Consider the following 17,397-nt stretch of genomic DNA (forward strand, 5'->3'; position numbering starts at 1 on the left):
AACCCGTATTTCCGCTATTCCGAATTCAAGGGCACCTTCTCCGCCGGCCCCTTCGCAGGCGGCAATGACCCCTACAAGGGATCGCTCGTAAATACCGGGCTTATGGGCAACCTGGAAATATGCCCTGGGGACGGTTTATGCGAACTTCGGCTATGACTATACCCAGCGCTACTATGGCGGCCAGTACTCGTCGACCTACCAGGGCCGGTTCTATCACGGCGAAGCTTTTGTCAACCATCGCATTTCGGGCAACTGGCAGTTGCTGGCCGGGGTGAATTTCCAGTCCTACAGCATCGTCAAACCGGATACCGCAAATACCATCGTCAGCCCATATGCCTCTCTCTTCTACAAGACGAGGGACGGTCTCAACGTCGAGCTGGGCGGCCGGTTCAATCACGACAATAAATACGGGGACAACTTCACTTATAGTCTAAATCCGTCTTATCTCGTGCATCGCAATGTGAAACTGTTTGCGAATTTCACGTCCGGCTTCCGGCCGCCTTCGGTGAATGAGCTGTTTGGGCCGTATGGCGCCAACCCCGCGCTGAAGCCGGAGAAATCGTATAGCGAAGAAGGCGGCGTTCAGTTGTTCCTGCTGGATGACCAGCTTACCGTGACGGGCGACTATTTCGACCGGCTGATCAGGAATGTTATTTTCTATTCAACCGATCCCGTCACATTCCAAAGCCTCTATATCAACCGGGACCAGCAGCACGACCACGGCATCGAAGGCGAGGTCCGCTATTCTCCGGTGAAAGGCCTCACGCTGAAAGCGGCATATACCTATGTCAACGGAAAGACCACGCAGAAGCTGAGCGGCAAGGATACGACGTTCAACAACCTCATCCGCGTACCGAAGAGCAACTTCCAGTTGTATGCGGGCTATCAGGTGACGAAGGGCCTCTTCATCAACACCTCGCTGCAGGTGACGGGCAAGCGCCAGGACCAGTATTTCGACCCGGCGACCTATGTCGCTTCCAGCGTAACGCTCGACAGCTATGCCTTGTGGAACGCCTACGCGGAATACCAGTTGTGCGGGAACAATTTCAAACTGTTCGTGGACGTAAAGAATATCACCAACAAAAAGAATTATTACGAAGTATACGGCTACAGCGTACAGGGAACAAACCTGACGGTGGGCCTCAGCGTCAAACTGTAAATGGCGGGAATAACTTTTATTACGGGTGGTGCGCGCAGCGGAAAAAGCAAATACGCGCAGCTGCTGGCTCTCGAACGGAGCCAGCAGCCCGTTTTTGTGGCGACGGCCCGTGTCTGGGACGCCGACTTTATGGAACGGATCGACAAGCATCGCGACCAGCGGGGCCCGGAATGGACGACCTTCGAAGAGGAAAAGCAGCTCAGCAGGCTGCCGCTGGAAGGGAAAGCTGGCGGTGATCGACTGCGTCACGCTATGGATCACCAACTTTTTTGCGGATAGCCGCTACGATGTGGAGGCCAGCCTCGAAGCCTGTCAGCAGGAGTTCGACGCGCTGATGCGTCAGGATACCGACCTCATTATCATCAGCAACGAGATAGGAATGGGTCTTCACGCCCCCAACGAAGCCGGAAGAAAATTCACCGACCTGCACGGCTGGATAAATCAATATATCGCCGCCAGGGCCAATCGGGTTATCTTTATGATTAGCGGAATCCCTTTAATTGTCAAATAAAACGACTCCATGCAAACGGGTACAACGACGAGCCTGCAGGAAAAGCTGCAACACCTGATCGACAACAAGACCAAGCCAAATGGTGCACTTGGCCGCCTGGAAGAGCTGGCGCTGCAGATAGGCTCCATTCAGGGAACCACGCATCCGCAGCTGAACCGTCCCCATATCGTCGTATTTGCCGGCGACCACGGCATCGCCGCCACCGGCCTTGTCAATCCCTACCCTCAGTCCGTCACCGCACAGATGGTGCTCAATTTTATCACCGGAGGGGCCGCCATCAACGTATTCTGCCGTCAGCACAGTCTCGGGCTTACCGTCGTGGATGCGGGCGTAAACTTCGACTTCGACACGAGCCTGTTCCCCGGAAAGCTGTTGTCCAAAAAGCTCGGATACGGTACCCGCAACTATTTGGAGCAGGAGGCTATGACCGCCGAAGAAGTGCAGAAAGCGCTGGTGGCGGGAGCGGAGATTGTCACAGAACTGGCCTCCAACGGCTGCAACTGTATCGGCATGGGAGAGATGGGCATTGGCAACACTTCGTCGGCATCGCTGATCATGAGTTTTATCACCGGTATACCCGTGGAAGAATGCGTGGGCCGCGGCACCGGCGTCAATGATGAACAGCTCGGGCAAAAAAGGAGACGCTGCGCAAGGTCTTCCGGCGCCATTTGCCGGCGATAGCGGCCACGCCGGACGCGCTCACGATCTTGCAGCACGTGGGTGGTTTCGAAATAGCGATGATGACGGGCGCGTATCTGAAAGCCGCGCAGATGAAGATGGTTATAGTCGTGGATGGGTTTATAACGACCTCGGCTATGCTACTGGCGCGGCTGATCGACCAGAATGTTCAGGACTGTTGTGTTTTTTCGCACGCCAGCGGGGAAAGCGGTCACGCGAAAATGCTGGAGTATCTCGGCGCCGAGCCCCTCCTGAATCTTGGCTTGCGGCTGGGCGAGGGAACGGGTGCGGCGCTGGCCTGGCCGCTGCTGCAGTCTGCCGTGCAGTTCCTGCGCGAGATGGCGTCGTTTGAGTCTGCGGGTGTGAGTAGGGCGAGGTTAAGAACAAATGAAAAGAGAATGGAATATACTGATGACCGCGATACAGTTCATGACGCGGATAAGTGTCCCCGGAACTACCGTGTATGAGCCGGTCTATCTTCAGCAGGCGCCCCGCTATTTTCCGGTCATCGGCTGGATCGTCGGCGGCGTCAGTATTCTCTCCTTCCTTGTTCTTTCCCGATATGTCTCTACCGATGCCGGGATCCTCGCGGCCATGATCACCGGTCTTCTCGTGACCGGCGCCTTTCACGAAGACGGATTCGCCGATGTCTGCGACGGAATGGGCGGCGGCTTTAGCAAAGAACAGGTCCTTCGAATCATGAAAGACAGCCGCATCGGCGCCTATGGAGCCATCGGACTGATCGCTATACTCGGCAGCAAATTCGTCCTTTTAAAGGAGCTCGCGTCCAGCCATCGCTATTTTTTGGTGGCGTTCTCGCCGCACACAGCGTCAGCCGCCTGATGCCGGTGCTGGTGATGCAGACGGCCAACTATGTATCCGACCCGGGCGAAAGCAAATCGAAAGACGTCACCAGCCGCCGGCTGTCGGGTGGTAGCCTAATCATCACCGTTATACTGGCGCTCGCGCCTTACGGCTTCCTGCCCTGGCGCTTTTCGCTGAGCATACTTCCTGCTCTATTGGGGACCTGGCGACTGAACCACTATTTCCGTCGCCGTATCGGGGGATACACGGGTGACTGTCTGGGCGCCGTTCAGCAGGTGACAGAGTTGGTGATTTACCTCGGATTTATAATTATTTGGCGGTACTGAACCGGACTCCGTCCGGTTCGTCCACTTTGTGGACAGACATTAGCGGTATCGGGGAAAAAATTATTTTTTGGGAGAATTTTTTCCCCGATTACTTTTAGGTAGTGAACGACATCTATCTTATTCGACACACCACGCCCGCTGTGGCCAAAGGCGTCTGCTACGGCCAGACGGACCTCGACGTAACGGAAAGCTTCGAACAGGAGGCCGCCACCATTGGTCTTCACCTTCCGGAAGGGATCGACCTTGTCTATAGTAGCCCGCTTCAGCGCTGCGCCCGGCTGGCCAGCCGGCTGTTTCCGGGTCAGCCTTTATCGCTGGAGAACGACCTGATGGAAGTATACTGCGGCGAATGGGAAATGCGGCACTGGGATGAATTGCCCAAACACGAAATAGAACCCTGGATGGCCGATTTCGTCAATGTCCGGATCCCCGGCGGCGAAAGCTATCTGGACCTGCAGGACCGCGTAGGCAGGTGCTGGTCGGTCATCACCGGACAGGCGCCGGACAGGCGTATAGCCGTAGTCGCCCACGGCGGCGTCATCCGGAGCATACTCGCCGGGATCACGAATACCCCCTGATAAATAGCTTCAAAGTTTTTAACTTACACTACGGCTGCGTGGTGAGGATATACTGGAAGGAAGGTGCGCTGGGTTATGAAACGCTATCGAATATTGCGCCGGCGGAAAAGGAACAACACAAGCCGAAAAGCTTTTACTAAGGCATGAATATACACCTCGATCTTAACCAGTTGCTCACGGTGACCTTTACGCTGTTCGCCGTGATCGATATCATCGGCAGCATTCCGCTGCTGCACGCCCTGAAGAAAAAGATCGGCGGCCTGCACGAGGCGAAGGCCACCCTTATCTCCGGCGCTCTGATGGTCCTGTTCCTCTTTGTCGGCGAACAGTTCCTGAACATACTCGGCCTCGACCAGCGCAGCTTTCGCCGTCGGCGGCTCTATCGTGATCTTTATCCTGGGCCTGGAAATGGTACTCGGCATCGAGCTCTTCAAAAGCGAGCCCGACTCCAGTGGCCAGCGTGGTGGTCCCCATTGCTTTCCCGCTGATAGCCGGATCGGGCACCCTTACCACCATCATGTCGCTAAAGGCCAACTACGACACCACGACCGTCCTCCTCGGCATCTTCCTCAACCTGATCTTTATCTTCGTCGTCCTCAAGTCCATGGATTTCATCGAAAAGCTACTCGGCCAGGCCGGAATGATCGCCATCCGGAAATTCTTCGGCGTCATCCTGCTGGCTATTGCCGTCAAAATATTCAGCACCAACCTGCGGGGATTACTGAAATAAGGCTTAGCTTTGCACTCCCTCGAAATGGCCCTTTTTTTGGCCTGGACGAGCATAGGTCCTGTAGTACAATGGATAGTATAAGGGTCTCCGAAGCCCTCGGATTCCAGTTCGATTCTGGACGGGACCACACCACAACCAGACAATGCCCTGTAAACGTTTCGTTTATGGGGTTTCTTATTTTACAGGGGGCGTCTGAGGGGGCGTTTCACTTCCTTTTCCAGATATTACAATCCCATACCTCTACAGCGGCTTTTCTGGCCAAAAATCACGCGGGGAGCATTTAAAGACTTTTGCCAGGGCATTCAAATGATTGACGTTATATTTTGCCCGTCTATTAGGTGTCTCGACGTGTGACACAAAACTATCGCTCATACCCAGTCTTTGGGATAGCTCGATCTGAGACAGACCCAGCTTTTTCCTCCTTTCCCGAACCTGATCAATTATATGCTGCTCAATCTTGGTCATCACTATTTGCTTTGGGCCACCAAGTGAACGGAATAATGCAACATATACAATGGTACAGGTACCATTATTTGATTTAATCCCTTATATTTGGTTGAGAAAAACAATTGCACCGATGGATAGCTCCTGATAATACATAGTTTTTGCGATCCTTCATAACCTAACTTGAAGCATTCGCTTTGTTCTCGTCTTAGAAACGTAGGAAATTTCAAAGGAAACGGGATGCGAAGTGAAGGGCTCACGTCATGGCGTGGGCTCTCTCTTATTCGTTTCCAGGCTTCCTACGGCCTCTAAGACGGTAAGTTGAGACCCGCGCCATTTTTTATCTCTACTTCCGCCGCTCTCTTCTTACATACTTCCTCTCAAAAACGGTCCCATTCATTCATAGGCCAACTAGGTAACGGTTAAGGCAATGATTAATCCATACCCATCAATCCAGCGGCGTGCGCCATAACGGAGCCGCCGCACTTTTCAGAGATTGAAATTTCCCTCCCGACCAACTTAAACTACATGCAAAACATTCTATTAGTTTTCCTAAAAATGCACCGAAACTGCACCGACAAAACCCTTGCCTTAACGCTTGGAATAAGTGTGGACCAATATAAGGAGTTAGAGACCGGCGATCTGCTAATGACACGAAAACAAGCCCAAAAGCTAGGGCGGCTCTTTAAGGTCGATTCGAAGTACATCTATGATTGCGCGATGCTTATAGATGAGTACAAGACTAAGGATACAATTCTGACGATAACCAAGAATAGCCTCTTCTCTGTCCTGGATAGGCTCGAAGCGCTTATCGAAAAATTAGCAAATGAAATGTCCTCGAAGCCTCCAATTAAACAATAACCCAACAATTTTATCAAATGCGCCCCAAAAACGCGAAGCTACCCCAATCAAAAATAGATGCCAATGCCCGTCTACGCTTAAGATTTAAACAATCTGTCGGCATCAAGCTAAGAAACATAAGAATAAGCAGGAAAAAGACCTTAGACATTATCGCGCTCAAACTCGGAATGTCGGAAAGTCACCTAAGGAGAATAGAAAAAGGCCGGTGTGATACCGGCATATCAATTATAGGAAGGCTGTGTGCCGAATATGGGATCAAGCCCAACGACCTTTTTGATGGGACGGAGTTCTTAAACCCATATGTCAAAGACTAGCTCGCAGGGCGATAAGCGGTAGTTCGTCATGCCGCCGCCCTTGACATTTTGTTGATCCCAAGCCCTGGTGTTTTACCGGGGCTTTCTCTTATAGTGCTCGAAAAAGCCACTTCCAACTGCAACCAAACTTTGCTCCATCATCCTTCACACGGTCCTAGTATTCAGGTCCGCATATTGTATTGTTAATCGGCTATAAGGTGTTCCAAAAAAGCGCGAACTTTAAAAGGCGACCGTTATTTCATTATGCAACCAGAGAGTTTTTGCGTATCGGCGCATGTGCAAGCCATAGACCGGGAAAGGCCCCAGAAGTCTCCCCGTTACATTCCATTTAGCCTCCCGTGCTTACGCATTCACAAGCCTCGCTGCAACAGGACAAATTTGCGTCGGTCCATCCATTTATACAGATAGTTGTCGATAGCTTTTTCCGATATACCTTTGATTTCACGTTCACATACGATTGCTATTTTATTAACTGCGCTTGAAGATTTATCCAGCGATCCGGAAAAATGGTACCTTTAGTTTGCTAGCCATACTTAAAAAGTAAACCTCATGTTTGATACACTTTTGATGCGCCCAAATGCCAGCAGAACTTATGCAATGGACTATGGGCAGATGATTGAAAATCTGCTTTACTATAAAAAAACTATTGTCCATATAAATAGAAATGCAATACCTGGGCTATTTGATCTTGCTGATATACCTGTATTAGAAGATTTACTCAAAATGAACTGTCTGAACGTTTATTATAATAACTCATATACTACAGTAGGAAAGCAGGGCGACATTTATTTCGTAGACTCCATAGGCTTATCCAATCTCGATTTGGAAAAAGAGCTATATGAAGAGTCATTTACCTATAAAGGTGACGCTGCACGAAGCAAAAAATTCGCAAAAAAAATATCACGCCTTATAACCGAGTTCCAATTGCCTTCAAATTTCAGTTCCACACTGATTGAACAACTAAAAGATGAGGATTTCAGAAAACAGGCGGTCTTACAAACTTTCAACCACTATGCCCCAGACCAGCCGCTTATCCCAAATCAAATAGAATATAATTTCAATTTTGTCAACAGTACCCAATTTAAGTTAGAAACGAATATCTCTGTAACTGATCCCACGAAAATCGCTATAGATTCTCCTATACTATCTTTGGTGAATGCGTGCGAAGATTTGAAAGTAATGTCCGATTACTCATCCGAAATTTCGCTTCCGGATTTCAACGCAAAAATGATTCAAGCTAAGACCAATTTAATTTTATCAAAAAGCGCACATGCAAGAGGGGAAATAAATGCTTTCAATCATTTTGTATTTAATCACTCTTGGGCCTTGCGTGAGGCGATCAACAATAAGGACATTCATGTAAAAGCTGTAATGGACGTTATTCGAAATGCTAACAAATTTAAAGATTGGCTAAATGCCTTCCCTGACGACACCAATCTCCTATATGAATACGTAAAAAAATACAGGAAAAAAGCGTCCTTGAAAAAATGCCGGCCAAAACCGCACGTTTCTATCTGTTGGCCGGTCTAAGCACAATCTTTGGAACATTGCCGTTTGAGATCGCGATGCCTGTGACAACAGCATTGGGTACCTTTGATACTTTCCTATTGGAGAGAATCGGTCAAAACTGGTCTCCCAACCAATTTGTAGAGCAAGAAATGCGACCTTTGGCCAAGGATCACAAACAGCCAATCTGATTTTTTATCGCTTAATAAGTGATCGAAGCGCCACGAGTAAAGCCCAGCATTACTAACCCTTTTTACTCGTACCACTTTTCACTAGTGAGGCTATATTTTCGATCATTTTAGATTGTTCATATGCTTCAAATTTCAGTTTTTGGTTCTCGACAGTAGATTCACCTTTCTTTAAGACAAAGTTTCTTTCAGTCTTAGCCAGTTCCTTCAATATTTCGGCCGTAATCGGCCCTGATTCCGGATCAAACGAGCAATCCAACGCAAGCAGTTTCAATTTGACATTCGTAATTTCGTTAGTCAAATATTTAATATCATCCAAATTTTTACGATACAACCGCAAAAGAAAAAAGAAAATAATTCCACAAACAATGACAGTATTATTTTGGAAATAAATGGATAAAAGGCAGACAACGCTTGGATTTCATTGAGATTAGAATAATAATTTGAATTAAAAATGGCTGTTATAAGAACTACGATTCCAATAACACTAGTTAATATGCCTATTAATAAATTGACATTCGAATTTCTCCTGGTTAACCCCACCTCGTCTACAAGTCCCCCGATTACGCTTCTATAATAATGCAAAAGGCTATCGCTGGGAAACGAACTATCCTTTTGTGCTTCAGCTGCTGTATTTTTCGCCAACCTTTCAACATTATTTTGCAGTTTATCGTTATTAGAAAGAACCGTTTCGTTACTAAGATTTTCCCTTCCGAAAAATTCATCGTCTTCAATAATGTCTTTCCTTGTAAATATTGGTAAAGAGCAATTACAATCACTAATACAGGGACTGCTATTATCAATATATAAACAAAGTCAATTGGTCGAATAACCTTCTCATACATTGGTTGTAAGGCTATGTCATTTTGGTGTTTGATCAGTATATAAGAAATCAATGATGCTATGGCTGCACCTAAAGACAAAGAGACAATAGCGAATGTCCACTGACCATGCATTTCCTCAATCTTCTTTTTGCGCTCTCAACGAGCGTGCTTGTTTCCTTCAGTCCAGATTTTATAGCGTTCGCCTTTTCCATTAAGTCACTGAGCATTTGCTATTATTTTGTTTTCTGAATATAACCTATTTTCTTTAATATTAGAAAGATAAACATTTTCTAAGTATCGGGCGAATCGTGTTCATCAAAAATCTCTTGTCCTTAATTCATTTCATTCAGCCGAAAGACTACGATCTCGCCAATGGTCCCTTTTGTTTTGAGGGTGTAAATAATACTCGGTGTTCTCTACCCTTGCCGATCTAGACGGTAATTGGCCTGCTGGCACTTGGGTATAGTGCGTACTTTCTTTAACCCTGCAACTAGAGAGTTTTTGCGCATGGGCGCACGCGATTGATAATCAATGGGGAAGGACCCCAAAGGCCCCACTCCCACCACATTCCTTTTGTGGCCCTCGTCGGTTGCGCAAATACACACAATATAATCATACGCATTCTGTACCACACCAAAGGTAAAAGCATACTACCGGAGCCTATTGATCGAAGTTTATATATGCATTACCGTTACACTATTATTGCCGATTTGGTGTATACTTGTCCTCCCAATACGTTTGTCAATTAGGGTTTTCAATGAGACTCAGTTCGTTCCAATAAATATCAGTTTCAATATGTTCTCTGTGCCTTTATTACCATTCCTGGGAAGCGTGCCTTTAAGGGCCTGGAATGCAAATTTTGGCGCGGGCCCGTTGGAGGTTGTGAGATAATATGTACATCTCAAAAAATGGGTGTTTTTACTGTTCTTATAACTCTCAGGCATTTGATAATTTGTGGGTCTTACACCCCCAAACTCTCAATACTATGGATAAAAAAAGCAGTCAACTGATGCCAAGTGATAAACCAAAAAAAGATTTCGCCCAGGAAAATAGGCTTGGTAATAAAGGATCAATACAGGTTCCTAATTGGAACATGTTTGCTCGTTCTAACCTGGTACTTTCAAAATTTCAAAGTCGACGACAAAAAATCTCAAGTTGAGGACACTCGTAGGCTTTTATATAACTATTGGAAATATCAATCTGATCTCCGTACCGACGCCGTGGTAATTGAAACCGCCGAGCTTCATAAAAATTCATATAAGGATACTTCTATTTATAATTCAAAGATATTTGATATGGTGTGGAACCAGACGGCGGACAAGGTGAATGCCATTTACGGTCTGAAAATCCTAAAAAACGAGACTCGTGACAGTTCCGATTTCTTCTACTCTCTCTATTCAAAAGAGTTGCTAATTCTATTCGACTTAAAGAAAAAGGGCCACAGCTGGGCTAATGATAGCACGCTTCACATTATGGCTGAGGAAAAGGAAACCGAATTTCGTCACATAGACTTTGACGCACAGGCCATAGCCGTCAAGCAAATTGCAGCCTTAGACGGCGAAAGCAACTTTATAAAAAGCATCGCAACCATATTATTTGTAATAGCAACAATCCTTATCTCTTACCACCAAGCCATAAAATTCTACCAGAATTTCAAGGCGCAAAAGGAAGGCTAACCAGGTATCTGCATAAATAGCCCTGCAACGTGATACCCATAAGGGCAATGCGGTCAGGCATCTCTGTAAATGAGGGGAGATTATTTTAAACGCTATTCCCCCCAATCTTTTGACGACCTCCCGCAGTTTCGCCTCGAAATATTTTTCGCTTATTTTCATCTTCGATTTTCGTGTATTGTGATCGTGAAACCAAGAAACCACAGAAACCATTTTTTCTTACGCGGTTACGCGCATTAGGGGCGTTAGGTGGGTGCCAGCTTTCTCTCTACTGCCTAATACTACTTTTATTACTTCTAAATAAAAATGGTTTCAATCGTTTCAATGGGCTAAAATGTAGTGTGGCAAAGAGTTCTCGTGTAAACCATAAATGGTTTCAGTTGGTTTCAATGGTTTCACCATTGCCGGTCTCCGAAACCCTTAACTTGCTACCCAGTGCGTCTGTACCATTTCTGATACCCGTAATATTTGAACCTGCGTCCCCCGGTCGCGCGTTCCCAACCGGGCAAGCCCCGCAATATGGTATGTATGTCTTTCGTATTATAGGCGGTCATTTCCCCCGGCCTCTTGCCGAATAGCTCGCACCAGATTTCGCCAGCGCACACGGCAACCCGCTGTATTGTACCAACTTCCTGTAGCTCACCGCCCATTAGGTACCCCCGGCGCTGATCTATATCCCAACTCTCCCAGGATGCTGGCAGGAGCATGTCCAGGAACTCCGTAATCTGGCCAGTGCGCTCGTCCTTCTCTGTGTGATCGGCCTGTATCGCGTTTGCTTCGGCCTCCAGGTCCGCAGACAAGTGCAAAGACTCACCGGCGCGGAAAAGGTGGACTGCCTCGGCCCAAATCTGCCCTACCTCCGGTTCTGTGAGGTCTTCAAATAAGTCTTTCACTGGCGCGGAGACGTAGACGGAAATGGGCCAAAATTTACGGTTGCCGTTCGCGTCGTTCCGCAGAAACTCACCGTCGTTGGTAGTGCCGAGAAAGACGCATTGCCGCGGGCAGTCCATTACCTTCTTACCATAGGCCGCCCGAAACCGGTCCGCAGTTTTACTTATAAAGTGCTTAACCGTACCTACTTCGGCCTTCTTCAAGCCCGCCAGCTCGCCCATTTCGATTATCCAGACCCCTTGCAATTGTTCGAATGCCTCCTTCCCTTCAACCGTTGTAAAGGTGTCGGAAAACCATTCGCGCCCGAGGCGTTGGATAATCGTGGACTTACCGACGCCTTGCTGCCCCACCAGCACGGGAGCATAATCGAACTTGATACCGGGGACAAAGACCCGCGCGACGGCGGCCGTGAGTATCTTGCGCGTTACCGCCCTCGTGTACGGGGTGTCCTCCGCCCCGAGGTAGTCAATAAACAAAGTGTCGGCCCTAGCGGTGCCGTCCCAGGTCAGGCCGCTCAGATATTCTCGGACAGGATGTACTTTGTATTTCTCGAAGACGTGAGCCAACGCGGTATCCTGTTTTGTCAGATTGAGCGGTAGGCCGTACAGCTTCTCCAACCGGTGTGCAAGGTTGGCGCCGTCGCGCTCCGTAACGAACCGGCTCGTCTTAATTGGCCGCCACGGCAACGACCGGGTTATAATCTCGCGTTGGGCAAACTCGTCAAAGGCAAAGACCTGCTTTAGCTTCGGGTCGTTCTCCAATATAAGAATAATATTCCCCAGCGTGGAAAGCGTGTTGCCTTTTTTGTCTTTTTCAAGCTGTGATAGCCATTCATCCGAAGCCGGGGCAGTGCCCTCCATATCCTCGGTGGCTGGATCCACTGCAAAATCCTCCTGCGCCAGTTCCAGCCTTTCGCGACTGATTAGCAGGCTTACGCCTTTATCCCGACGCGCGAGGTCTTCCATTGTGAGATATGAGGGCCGTCGATTGATCGGCGTGTCCGGGGTACAGTTCTCGTCCTGAGTGCCGAATTTGTGAAGCCGCACAAGGTCGAAGGAGTTACACAACTTGCCGCTTGCCGGGTCAGTGCCGTGATGGCTAAACGCGTATTTGTCCTCGTATACAATTAGCCCTGCCGCCGTGCTGCCGCCAGTGAAGGTATAGCGGTCCTCCTGGTCGGTAGACTCGTACTCTTCGCTCAGGTACTCACCTATGACGTCTACAATTCCGTAGGTACGGCAAAAGGCACCGACAATGCCTGGTTTTTCCCACGGGTCGCCCTGCTTCTTAGCGCCTATACGCATCCGCTCCGATTGCCGGGAGCTCATCGGCCATTCGCTAACGTCGTTCCAATTGCGGTATGCCGATAAGCACATTTCCGCGCTCAGGGGCTCTCCATCTTGGTAATGGAATACGTATTCCCCATCTTTGGCAGTCGAGGGCCAGTACATCAGCCGGGTAGACTCAAATGTGGTGTCGTCAAAGGCATCAATGCCGAGATTGTAGGCTATGCGGCGTGCTATGGCCTCATATTGATCTGCGGACACGGGTTTATCCAGCGGGATCACCAGCCGAAACCGTGGTGTCTCGGGGCTGTGCTTATGTGTGCTATACAATGCCGCAGCATTGTCGTAGAGTAGCGTAAAATCGTCCCATAGCGCCGCGCTGCCGTGGTCGATATCCAGGGTGATAAGCCAGCCGCTCCTGTACGCTGCCGGCTTTGCGCCGCCCCCCGATAGGTAGCCGCCGACGAATCCGCCAATATCCTTAATTTCGGACTGTCGTTCTTTCTTGGCGCCTAAATATTCAGCGTAGGTCTCGGCAGTCCGATGGGTAACGGAGATTTTTTCCACCAGCGTGGACCAAAATATTGTTTTATTTTTCCAGGCTATTTCTCTTCGGCTCTTGCCTGTCGCGATGTTAAATTTAAAGTCGTGCTGTAGGTGCATTTTTTTGCTTTCGTAGATTCAACCATTTCGAATTTTTCAGCGGGGCGTATAATAAACGTCCCCGCGTCCAATAGATTTCTATATATATGCGGTGTTAGCCCTGAGTGCCTACCGCACCGAAACCCGCATTCGCTTAAGGGCGTTGTCAATTTCATCCTTTTTGTAAAGGACGCGAGACCCAATTCGATACGCAGGAAGTTTGCCTGAAAGTGTCCATTCGTGAAGGGTGGGGAGAGAAATATTCAATATGCCTGCTGCCGCTTTCCGCGTTAAATAGCCCTCTTTATGTTGGGGCACTGAGGCTTTCGTTTCATTACCTAGCTCGGCGCGGATAGCATCTTTGATAGCGGCCTGCAATGAAGATAAAGGGATGGAAGATAAAATCAATTCTTGCATAATTACGTCGTTTGTTAACGCAAATTGGCGCTATTTAATCACCTTCTATGGGCGATCTATGGGCAAAGTTTGGTGCAACTTTGAGCGGTTGATTGCGGTTATACCGCCTTCAGCTTGTCCCCTCTCTTTTTTCCGGCCCCATTTCATGTAATCAACTGGGTCGAGCGCATTGGCAAGAAAAAGATACAGTGCCGTAAGTATTCACACCGGGGCCGGCCCAATTCAGACGGCAAGCCTAACGGCCGAGGTCTCACAAACTATTATCTCTTGCTATAGGACTACCCAGGAATTTCGAAAAACAGACGTTTCCGAGGCAACGACCACATCCGCCGTATAATTTTCGGAGTCAAACGATGACGGTATAAGTGCCGCCCTAAAGGTTTTCCTAACGTCCTATGATTCCTTCACCTTATAACTACAGTTCAAAAGTAATAGTGAGAAAAAAACTCCATTAGCGAAATGTAGATGAGATACAGACGTCTAGCTCAAAATTACGACACAAGCCAGGACGTTCTCATTTAGTTTAGCTATATTAGTATTCCCATAAACCATATGCCTTATGCTTGATACTCTATTAAAATTGCTCGACGAGTTATTTAGCTATAAAAAATATAGAACCCAAAATAGAAAGGACGGATTCACGAACATTTATGACCCCATCTACTCCGACTTATCCAATATTCGCGCGGACTATACAGCCATGTTCCGCGACGTTCTAGACATTCTCAACAATCCCAAAATATTGTCATCTAAGAAACTCAATGAAACAACAGCTCTTATTCAAAAGAAAAGGAGGAAAAATGAGCCAATTCGAGACAAACTAAAGGCATTTGTTTGGAATCAAAACTTTGAAGGAATTTCGGATGAAGAGCAAGAATACTTGAAGGCAATAAAAGAATATTTCTCTCTTACTACTGGGGATGAAACCGCGCCATATGCAAGTGTAGCGACAAATTATTTGGCTTCCATCCACCACCTACAAGCAATTGAAGGTTTTGAGACATATGAAAACACTGCGCGGCGCGGGGCATGGATTGCCGAAGGACCAATTGGCCAATTTAGGAAATTCTGGTCACACGTTTCGGAAAAGTATCTACACTTAAAAATGTCAATTTGGAAATAAGCATGGGCAATTTAAAAGACAAACTCGACATAGCTATTAAATTAGGAGCACTAGTAGCACTACTTCTAATTGCGCTTAGCAATATTTACATCTTTTACTATTACAATCAATTCGGAATTGATATTTACGGCTACTTGAAACCGACCGATCTCATCCCTCTTTTCCTTCCTATTTGCTTTAAAATCGCTTTTATCGGAATCCCGTCAATTGCGATTCCGTTAGCCTCTTTCTTAAGAATTTACACTCATTTATTAAGAAGAAAAAAGCGATCCAAATTTAGGATGGTCAAATACAAGCATGATATATTAAAGAAGTTCACTTTGATTACTTCTCTTATTTGCATATCCGGGATTGTAATAACCTTAATATTGGATCAACATAAAAACCCAACCACGCATTCGCAAAATGAAATCGGCTTAACCCGAAATATTCTTTTTGTCTTGCTTATGACTCTTACTCTAAATTACGGGTTCCATTTTTACGATCCTAGATACATAATATATAGAAGGTTGCCGCACGCTACTTTAATATTTTCCCTTTTTGTTTCACTTATTTTAACCGTATGTAAATACAACGTAAACGAAGTAAAATTCCATCGGTACAATTCAACACTTGAAACAACTAAATTAGTATTCAAAGACACTACTTTATTCACAAACGATTCAACCAAACTTATTGGATCGCCGGGCGAAACCTTAATTTTCTTCCATACTGGCAGCAAAAAAACCAAAGTTTATAATAAGAGTGATCTAGTCGCACCTATTGAGATTCAAATGCAATAAGGGGTTACTTGTTCAATAGGTTGTTACCGGCATTCTCAATATGGCACCGGCTTTGTTTAAAGTATCCTCTATTCTCTCTTTCGCTCCTTTTTGATTTTGCAAGTCAGACAGCAATCGGTATTGAATCGCCATTACTTCTGAGGCTTGTCCCTTCATTACCGGCATTGGCCCAATTATAACGCTAATATGTTTTGACATATCCGATCCAAAATATGGAAGAAGAGCTAGTTCGTGGTTGACTATATCGTATTTCTCGCCCTCCGTAAATTCCGCCAGGGGTTTATTGGGGTAACTATTCATAGCAGATGGTGTAAAAGTGACAAACGACAATATTGGGATTCCTTCAAGATAACAATAAACTTTGATAATTACTACCATGTGGATGAAGGAAACTTTTTCCGATCCTTGAATAATAGAATTTTTGTTATTAAAGGAAATCGATAGCCGCTACAACATAGTAAATGATTGTGGAGCTAAAGTAGCATCACTAATAAAGAGGCGCGAACAACTGGAAGGGCGAGAATATCAGATAAAGCTGGACCCCAGTTATTCAGCTTATCTCGTTAATTGGCTTTTATCTATCCCACAATCTGAGTTCTACCATTGGCTTGTGTAAATATCAGCCATGTTCCATTCGATTCAAATTTCTGAACAAATTCTATGAATGCATTGCATACAAATGCATGTCTATGATCCACGTAACCGTTCTCAACAGGTCGCATGTTTATTCCAACAACGCACCATCTTGCGTCGCCGTCTCTATAAATGTGTGCAACTAATTTTTCGTAGTGGCATATGTAACACCAATAAGAATAGCGCCCACATAGCCTAAATACATGCCCGCCAATTCGAACATATTTACTTTCTAAGGTGCAATAAATTGGTATATTTGGTCCTATGATTAAACTTACGGCAGGCGTTATCACGAATAAAAGACTGCCTGCAAATACAAATTTCGACCGCCACCCAGATGAATGCCCTTTCTGCCACAAAGGAGTACAACCATTTTTGTTTGGTGGATTTTTACACAACAATCTTTGCAAACTGTGGCTCTTTTATGCGTGTCCTAGAGCGGATTGCGAAAGACATTTTATAGGCGAATATTCGCAAGCCATTGCATCAGATGGGGTAATTTATCATTTTGAAAAGACGTTGCTCGGCAATTATGGAAAAATGGATTTTTCCGAAGATATTAATAAATTGTCTCCCGATTTTTCACGAATATATAACCAAGCTAGGCAAGTGAGAATTTCACGGACTGACTGATATAGTTGGACCAGGGTATCGAAAATCACTCGAATTTTTGATCAAAGACTACCTAATAAGTAAAACCCCATCACAGTCGGAAACTATAAAGCGAATCCTACTTGGCGAATGCATTTCCAAGCATATTCAAAATGAGAAAATCAAGGCGCTGGCAGCTAGAGCCGCATGGTTGGGAAATGATGAAACACACTACACTAGGAAGCTGGGAAAAAAAGGACATTAACGATCTTAAACAGCTAATTGATCTAACCGCACATTGGATAGACTACGAACTGGTCAGTGAAAGAATAATTGGGGAAATGCCTACCGGAAGGTAAATTTATTTTTCTTTAATCCGATTAGGATCAAACCGCGGGTCACTCTCAGGCATCAA

At 46.5% G+C, this 17,397-nt stretch carries 19 protein-coding genes, 1 tRNA gene and 1 pseudogene; 17 read left to right on the forward strand and 4 right to left on the reverse strand.

What is annotated here, in order from left to right; all coding sequences use genetic code 11:
• Nucleotides 1-124 precede the first annotated feature (124 nt).
• The 10 genes and pseudogenes from ACQ86N_RS42195 to ACQ86N_RS42240 all read left to right on the forward strand — a co-directional run bounded on the left by ACQ86N_RS42195 (nt 125) and on the right by ACQ86N_RS42240 (nt 4,934).
• On the forward strand, nt 125-1,159 hold the full coding sequence (locus ACQ86N_RS42195) for a TonB-dependent receptor (protein ID WP_431217819.1): 1,035 nt from the start codon (nt 125-127) through the stop codon (nt 1,157-1,159).
• On the forward strand, nt 1,160-1,438 hold the full coding sequence (locus ACQ86N_RS42200; protein ID WP_431212278.1) for a bifunctional adenosylcobinamide kinase/adenosylcobinamide-phosphate guanylyltransferase: 279 nt from the start codon (nt 1,160-1,162) through the stop codon (nt 1,436-1,438).
• Entirely contained in the window at nt 1,392-1,670 is a 279-nt protein-coding gene (locus ACQ86N_RS42205; protein ID WP_431212279.1) for a bifunctional adenosylcobinamide kinase/adenosylcobinamide-phosphate guanylyltransferase, read from the forward strand. Before ACQ86N_RS42200 ends, ACQ86N_RS42205 begins: the two co-directional genes overlap by 47 nt.
• A 9-nt stretch (nt 1,671-1,679) precedes the next feature.
• Nucleotides 1,680-2,815: pseudogene (gene cobT, locus ACQ86N_RS42210) on the forward strand (nicotinate-nucleotide--dimethylbenzimidazole phosphoribosyltransferase).
• The gene (locus tag ACQ86N_RS42215; protein ID WP_431217820.1) at nt 2,808-3,191 is read left to right on the forward strand and encodes an adenosylcobinamide-GDP ribazoletransferase; all 384 of its coding nucleotides are present in this window, start codon (nt 2,808-2,810) and stop codon (nt 3,189-3,191) included. Before cobT ends, ACQ86N_RS42215 begins: the two are co-directional and overlap by 8 nt.
• A complete protein-coding gene (locus ACQ86N_RS42220) occupies nt 3,191-3,499 on the forward strand; it encodes an adenosylcobinamide-GDP ribazoletransferase (RefSeq protein WP_431212280.1) in 309 nt (102 codons plus the stop codon). The genes ACQ86N_RS42215 and ACQ86N_RS42220 overlap by 1 nt, the downstream gene beginning before the upstream one ends.
• Nucleotides 3,500-3,600: 101 nt before the next feature.
• Nucleotides 3,601-4,077, forward strand: coding sequence for an alpha-ribazole phosphatase family protein (cobC, locus tag ACQ86N_RS42225; RefSeq protein WP_431212281.1), 477 nt, complete (start codon nt 3,601-3,603; stop codon nt 4,075-4,077).
• A 143-nt stretch (nt 4,078-4,220) separates the two neighbouring features.
• On the forward strand, nt 4,221-4,565 hold the full coding sequence (locus ACQ86N_RS42230; protein WP_431212282.1) for a MarC family protein: 345 nt from the start codon (nt 4,221-4,223) through the stop codon (nt 4,563-4,565).
• Complete coding sequence (locus ACQ86N_RS42235; protein WP_431212283.1) at nt 4,529-4,807, forward strand: MarC family protein; 279 nt, start codon at nt 4,529-4,531, stop codon at nt 4,805-4,807. Before ACQ86N_RS42230 ends, ACQ86N_RS42235 begins: the two co-directional genes overlap by 37 nt.
• A gap of 54 nt (nt 4,808-4,861) precedes the next feature.
• Nucleotides 4,862-4,934: transfer RNA gene (locus ACQ86N_RS42240), tRNA-Arg, on the forward strand.
• Nucleotides 4,935-5,047: 113 nt separating this feature from the next.
• Here ACQ86N_RS42240 and ACQ86N_RS42245 read toward each other — a convergent pair.
• Nucleotides 5,048-5,272: a helix-turn-helix domain-containing protein gene (locus tag ACQ86N_RS42245; RefSeq protein WP_431212284.1), complete on the reverse strand. Its 225-nt coding sequence runs from the start codon at nt 5,270-5,272 to the stop codon at nt 5,048-5,050.
• A 507-nt stretch (nt 5,273-5,779) separates the two neighbouring features.
• Here ACQ86N_RS42245 and ACQ86N_RS42250 point away from each other — a divergent pair.
• The 4 genes from ACQ86N_RS42250 (at nt 5,780) to ACQ86N_RS42265 (ending at nt 10,620) form a co-directional block, all read left to right on the forward strand.
• Nucleotides 5,780-6,112 carry a hypothetical protein gene (locus ACQ86N_RS42250; protein WP_431212285.1) on the forward strand — a complete coding sequence of 111 codons (333 nt, stop codon included), beginning with the start codon at nt 5,780-5,782 and terminating at the stop codon, nt 6,110-6,112.
• A 17-nt stretch (nt 6,113-6,129) separates the two neighbouring features.
• Nucleotides 6,130-6,426, forward strand: coding sequence for a helix-turn-helix domain-containing protein (locus ACQ86N_RS42255; RefSeq protein WP_431212286.1), 297 nt, complete (start codon nt 6,130-6,132; stop codon nt 6,424-6,426).
• 549 nt (nt 6,427-6,975) lie between these two features.
• Nucleotides 6,976-7,956 carry a hypothetical protein gene (locus ACQ86N_RS42260; RefSeq protein ID WP_431212287.1) on the forward strand — a complete coding sequence of 327 codons (981 nt, stop codon included), beginning with the start codon at nt 6,976-6,978 and terminating at the stop codon, nt 7,954-7,956.
• A 2,085-nt stretch (nt 7,957-10,041) separates the two neighbouring features.
• Nucleotides 10,042-10,620: a hypothetical protein gene (locus ACQ86N_RS42265; protein WP_431212288.1), complete on the forward strand. Its 579-nt coding sequence runs from the start codon at nt 10,042-10,044 to the stop codon at nt 10,618-10,620.
• A gap of 425 nt (nt 10,621-11,045) precedes the next feature.
• Here the strand turns inward: ACQ86N_RS42265 and ACQ86N_RS42270 are convergent, their stop codons facing one another.
• The gene (locus tag ACQ86N_RS42270) at nt 11,046-13,457 is read right to left on the reverse strand and encodes a VapE domain-containing protein (protein ID WP_431212289.1); all 2,412 of its coding nucleotides are present in this window, start codon (nt 13,455-13,457) and stop codon (nt 11,046-11,048) included.
• 108 nt (nt 13,458-13,565) lie between these two features.
• Nucleotides 13,566-13,853: a helix-turn-helix domain-containing protein gene (locus ACQ86N_RS42275; protein ID WP_431212290.1), complete on the reverse strand. Its 288-nt coding sequence runs from the start codon at nt 13,851-13,853 to the stop codon at nt 13,566-13,568.
• Nucleotides 13,854-14,412: 559 nt separating this feature from the next.
• Here ACQ86N_RS42275 and ACQ86N_RS42280 point away from each other — a divergent pair.
• Nucleotides 14,413-14,976, forward strand: coding sequence for a hypothetical protein (locus tag ACQ86N_RS42280; RefSeq protein WP_431212291.1), 564 nt, complete (start codon nt 14,413-14,415; stop codon nt 14,974-14,976).
• Entirely contained in the window at nt 14,967-15,758 is a 792-nt protein-coding gene (locus tag ACQ86N_RS42285) for a hypothetical protein (protein ID WP_431212292.1), read from the forward strand. The genes ACQ86N_RS42280 and ACQ86N_RS42285 overlap by 10 nt, the downstream gene beginning before the upstream one ends.
• 12 nt (nt 15,759-15,770) lie before the next feature.
• On the opposite strand, the gene ACQ86N_RS42290 is transcribed toward ACQ86N_RS42285, so the two are convergent.
• Complete coding sequence (locus ACQ86N_RS42290) at nt 15,771-16,136, reverse strand: hypothetical protein (protein WP_431212293.1); 366 nt, start codon at nt 16,134-16,136, stop codon at nt 15,771-15,773.
• Nucleotides 16,137-16,655: 519 nt separating this feature from the next.
• On the opposite strand from ACQ86N_RS42290, the gene ACQ86N_RS42295 reads away from it, so the two are divergent.
• On the forward strand, nt 16,656-17,024 hold the full coding sequence (locus ACQ86N_RS42295; RefSeq protein WP_431212294.1) for a hypothetical protein: 369 nt from the start codon (nt 16,656-16,658) through the stop codon (nt 17,022-17,024).
• The last annotated feature ends 373 nt before the right edge of the window (nt 17,025-17,397 follow it).

The sequence above is a fragment of the Puia sp. P3 genome, from assembly GCF_050632245.1.
GTDB lineage: Bacteria > Bacteroidota > Bacteroidia > Chitinophagales > Chitinophagaceae > Puia.

Bases quoted from the DNA above. Each gene is read 5' to 3' on its own strand.
- ACQ86N_RS42200 (WP_431212278.1), top strand. From the start codon at position 1,160: ATGGCGGGAATAACTTTTATTACGGGTGGTGCGCGCAGCGGAAAAAGC.
- ACQ86N_RS42220 (WP_431212280.1), top strand. From the start codon at position 3,191: ATGCCGGTGCTGGTGATGCAGACGGCCAACTATGTATCCGACCCGGGC.
- ACQ86N_RS42230 (WP_431212282.1), top strand. From the start codon at position 4,221: ATGAATATACACCTCGATCTTAACCAGTTGCTCACGGTGACCTTTACG.
- ACQ86N_RS42245 (WP_431212284.1), bottom strand. From the start codon at position 5,272: ATGACCAAGATTGAGCAGCATATAATTGATCAGGTTCGGGAAAGGAGG.
- ACQ86N_RS42250 (WP_431212285.1), top strand. From the start codon at position 5,780: ATGCAAAACATTCTATTAGTTTTCCTAAAAATGCACCGAAACTGCACC.
- ACQ86N_RS42255 (WP_431212286.1), top strand. From the start codon at position 6,130: ATGCGCCCCAAAAACGCGAAGCTACCCCAATCAAAAATAGATGCCAAT.
- ACQ86N_RS42260 (WP_431212287.1), top strand. From the start codon at position 6,976: ATGTTTGATACACTTTTGATGCGCCCAAATGCCAGCAGAACTTATGCA.
- ACQ86N_RS42270 (WP_431212289.1), bottom strand. From the start codon at position 13,457: ATGCACCTACAGCACGACTTTAAATTTAACATCGCGACAGGCAAGAGC.
- ACQ86N_RS42275 (WP_431212290.1), bottom strand. From the start codon at position 13,853: ATGCAAGAATTGATTTTATCTTCCATCCCTTTATCTTCATTGCAGGCC.
- ACQ86N_RS42280 (WP_431212291.1), top strand. From the start codon at position 14,413: ATGCTTGATACTCTATTAAAATTGCTCGACGAGTTATTTAGCTATAAA.
- ACQ86N_RS42290 (WP_431212293.1), bottom strand. From the start codon at position 16,136: ATGGTAGTAATTATCAAAGTTTATTGTTATCTTGAAGGAATCCCAATA.
- ACQ86N_RS42295 (WP_431212294.1), top strand. From the start codon at position 16,656: ATGATTAAACTTACGGCAGGCGTTATCACGAATAAAAGACTGCCTGCA.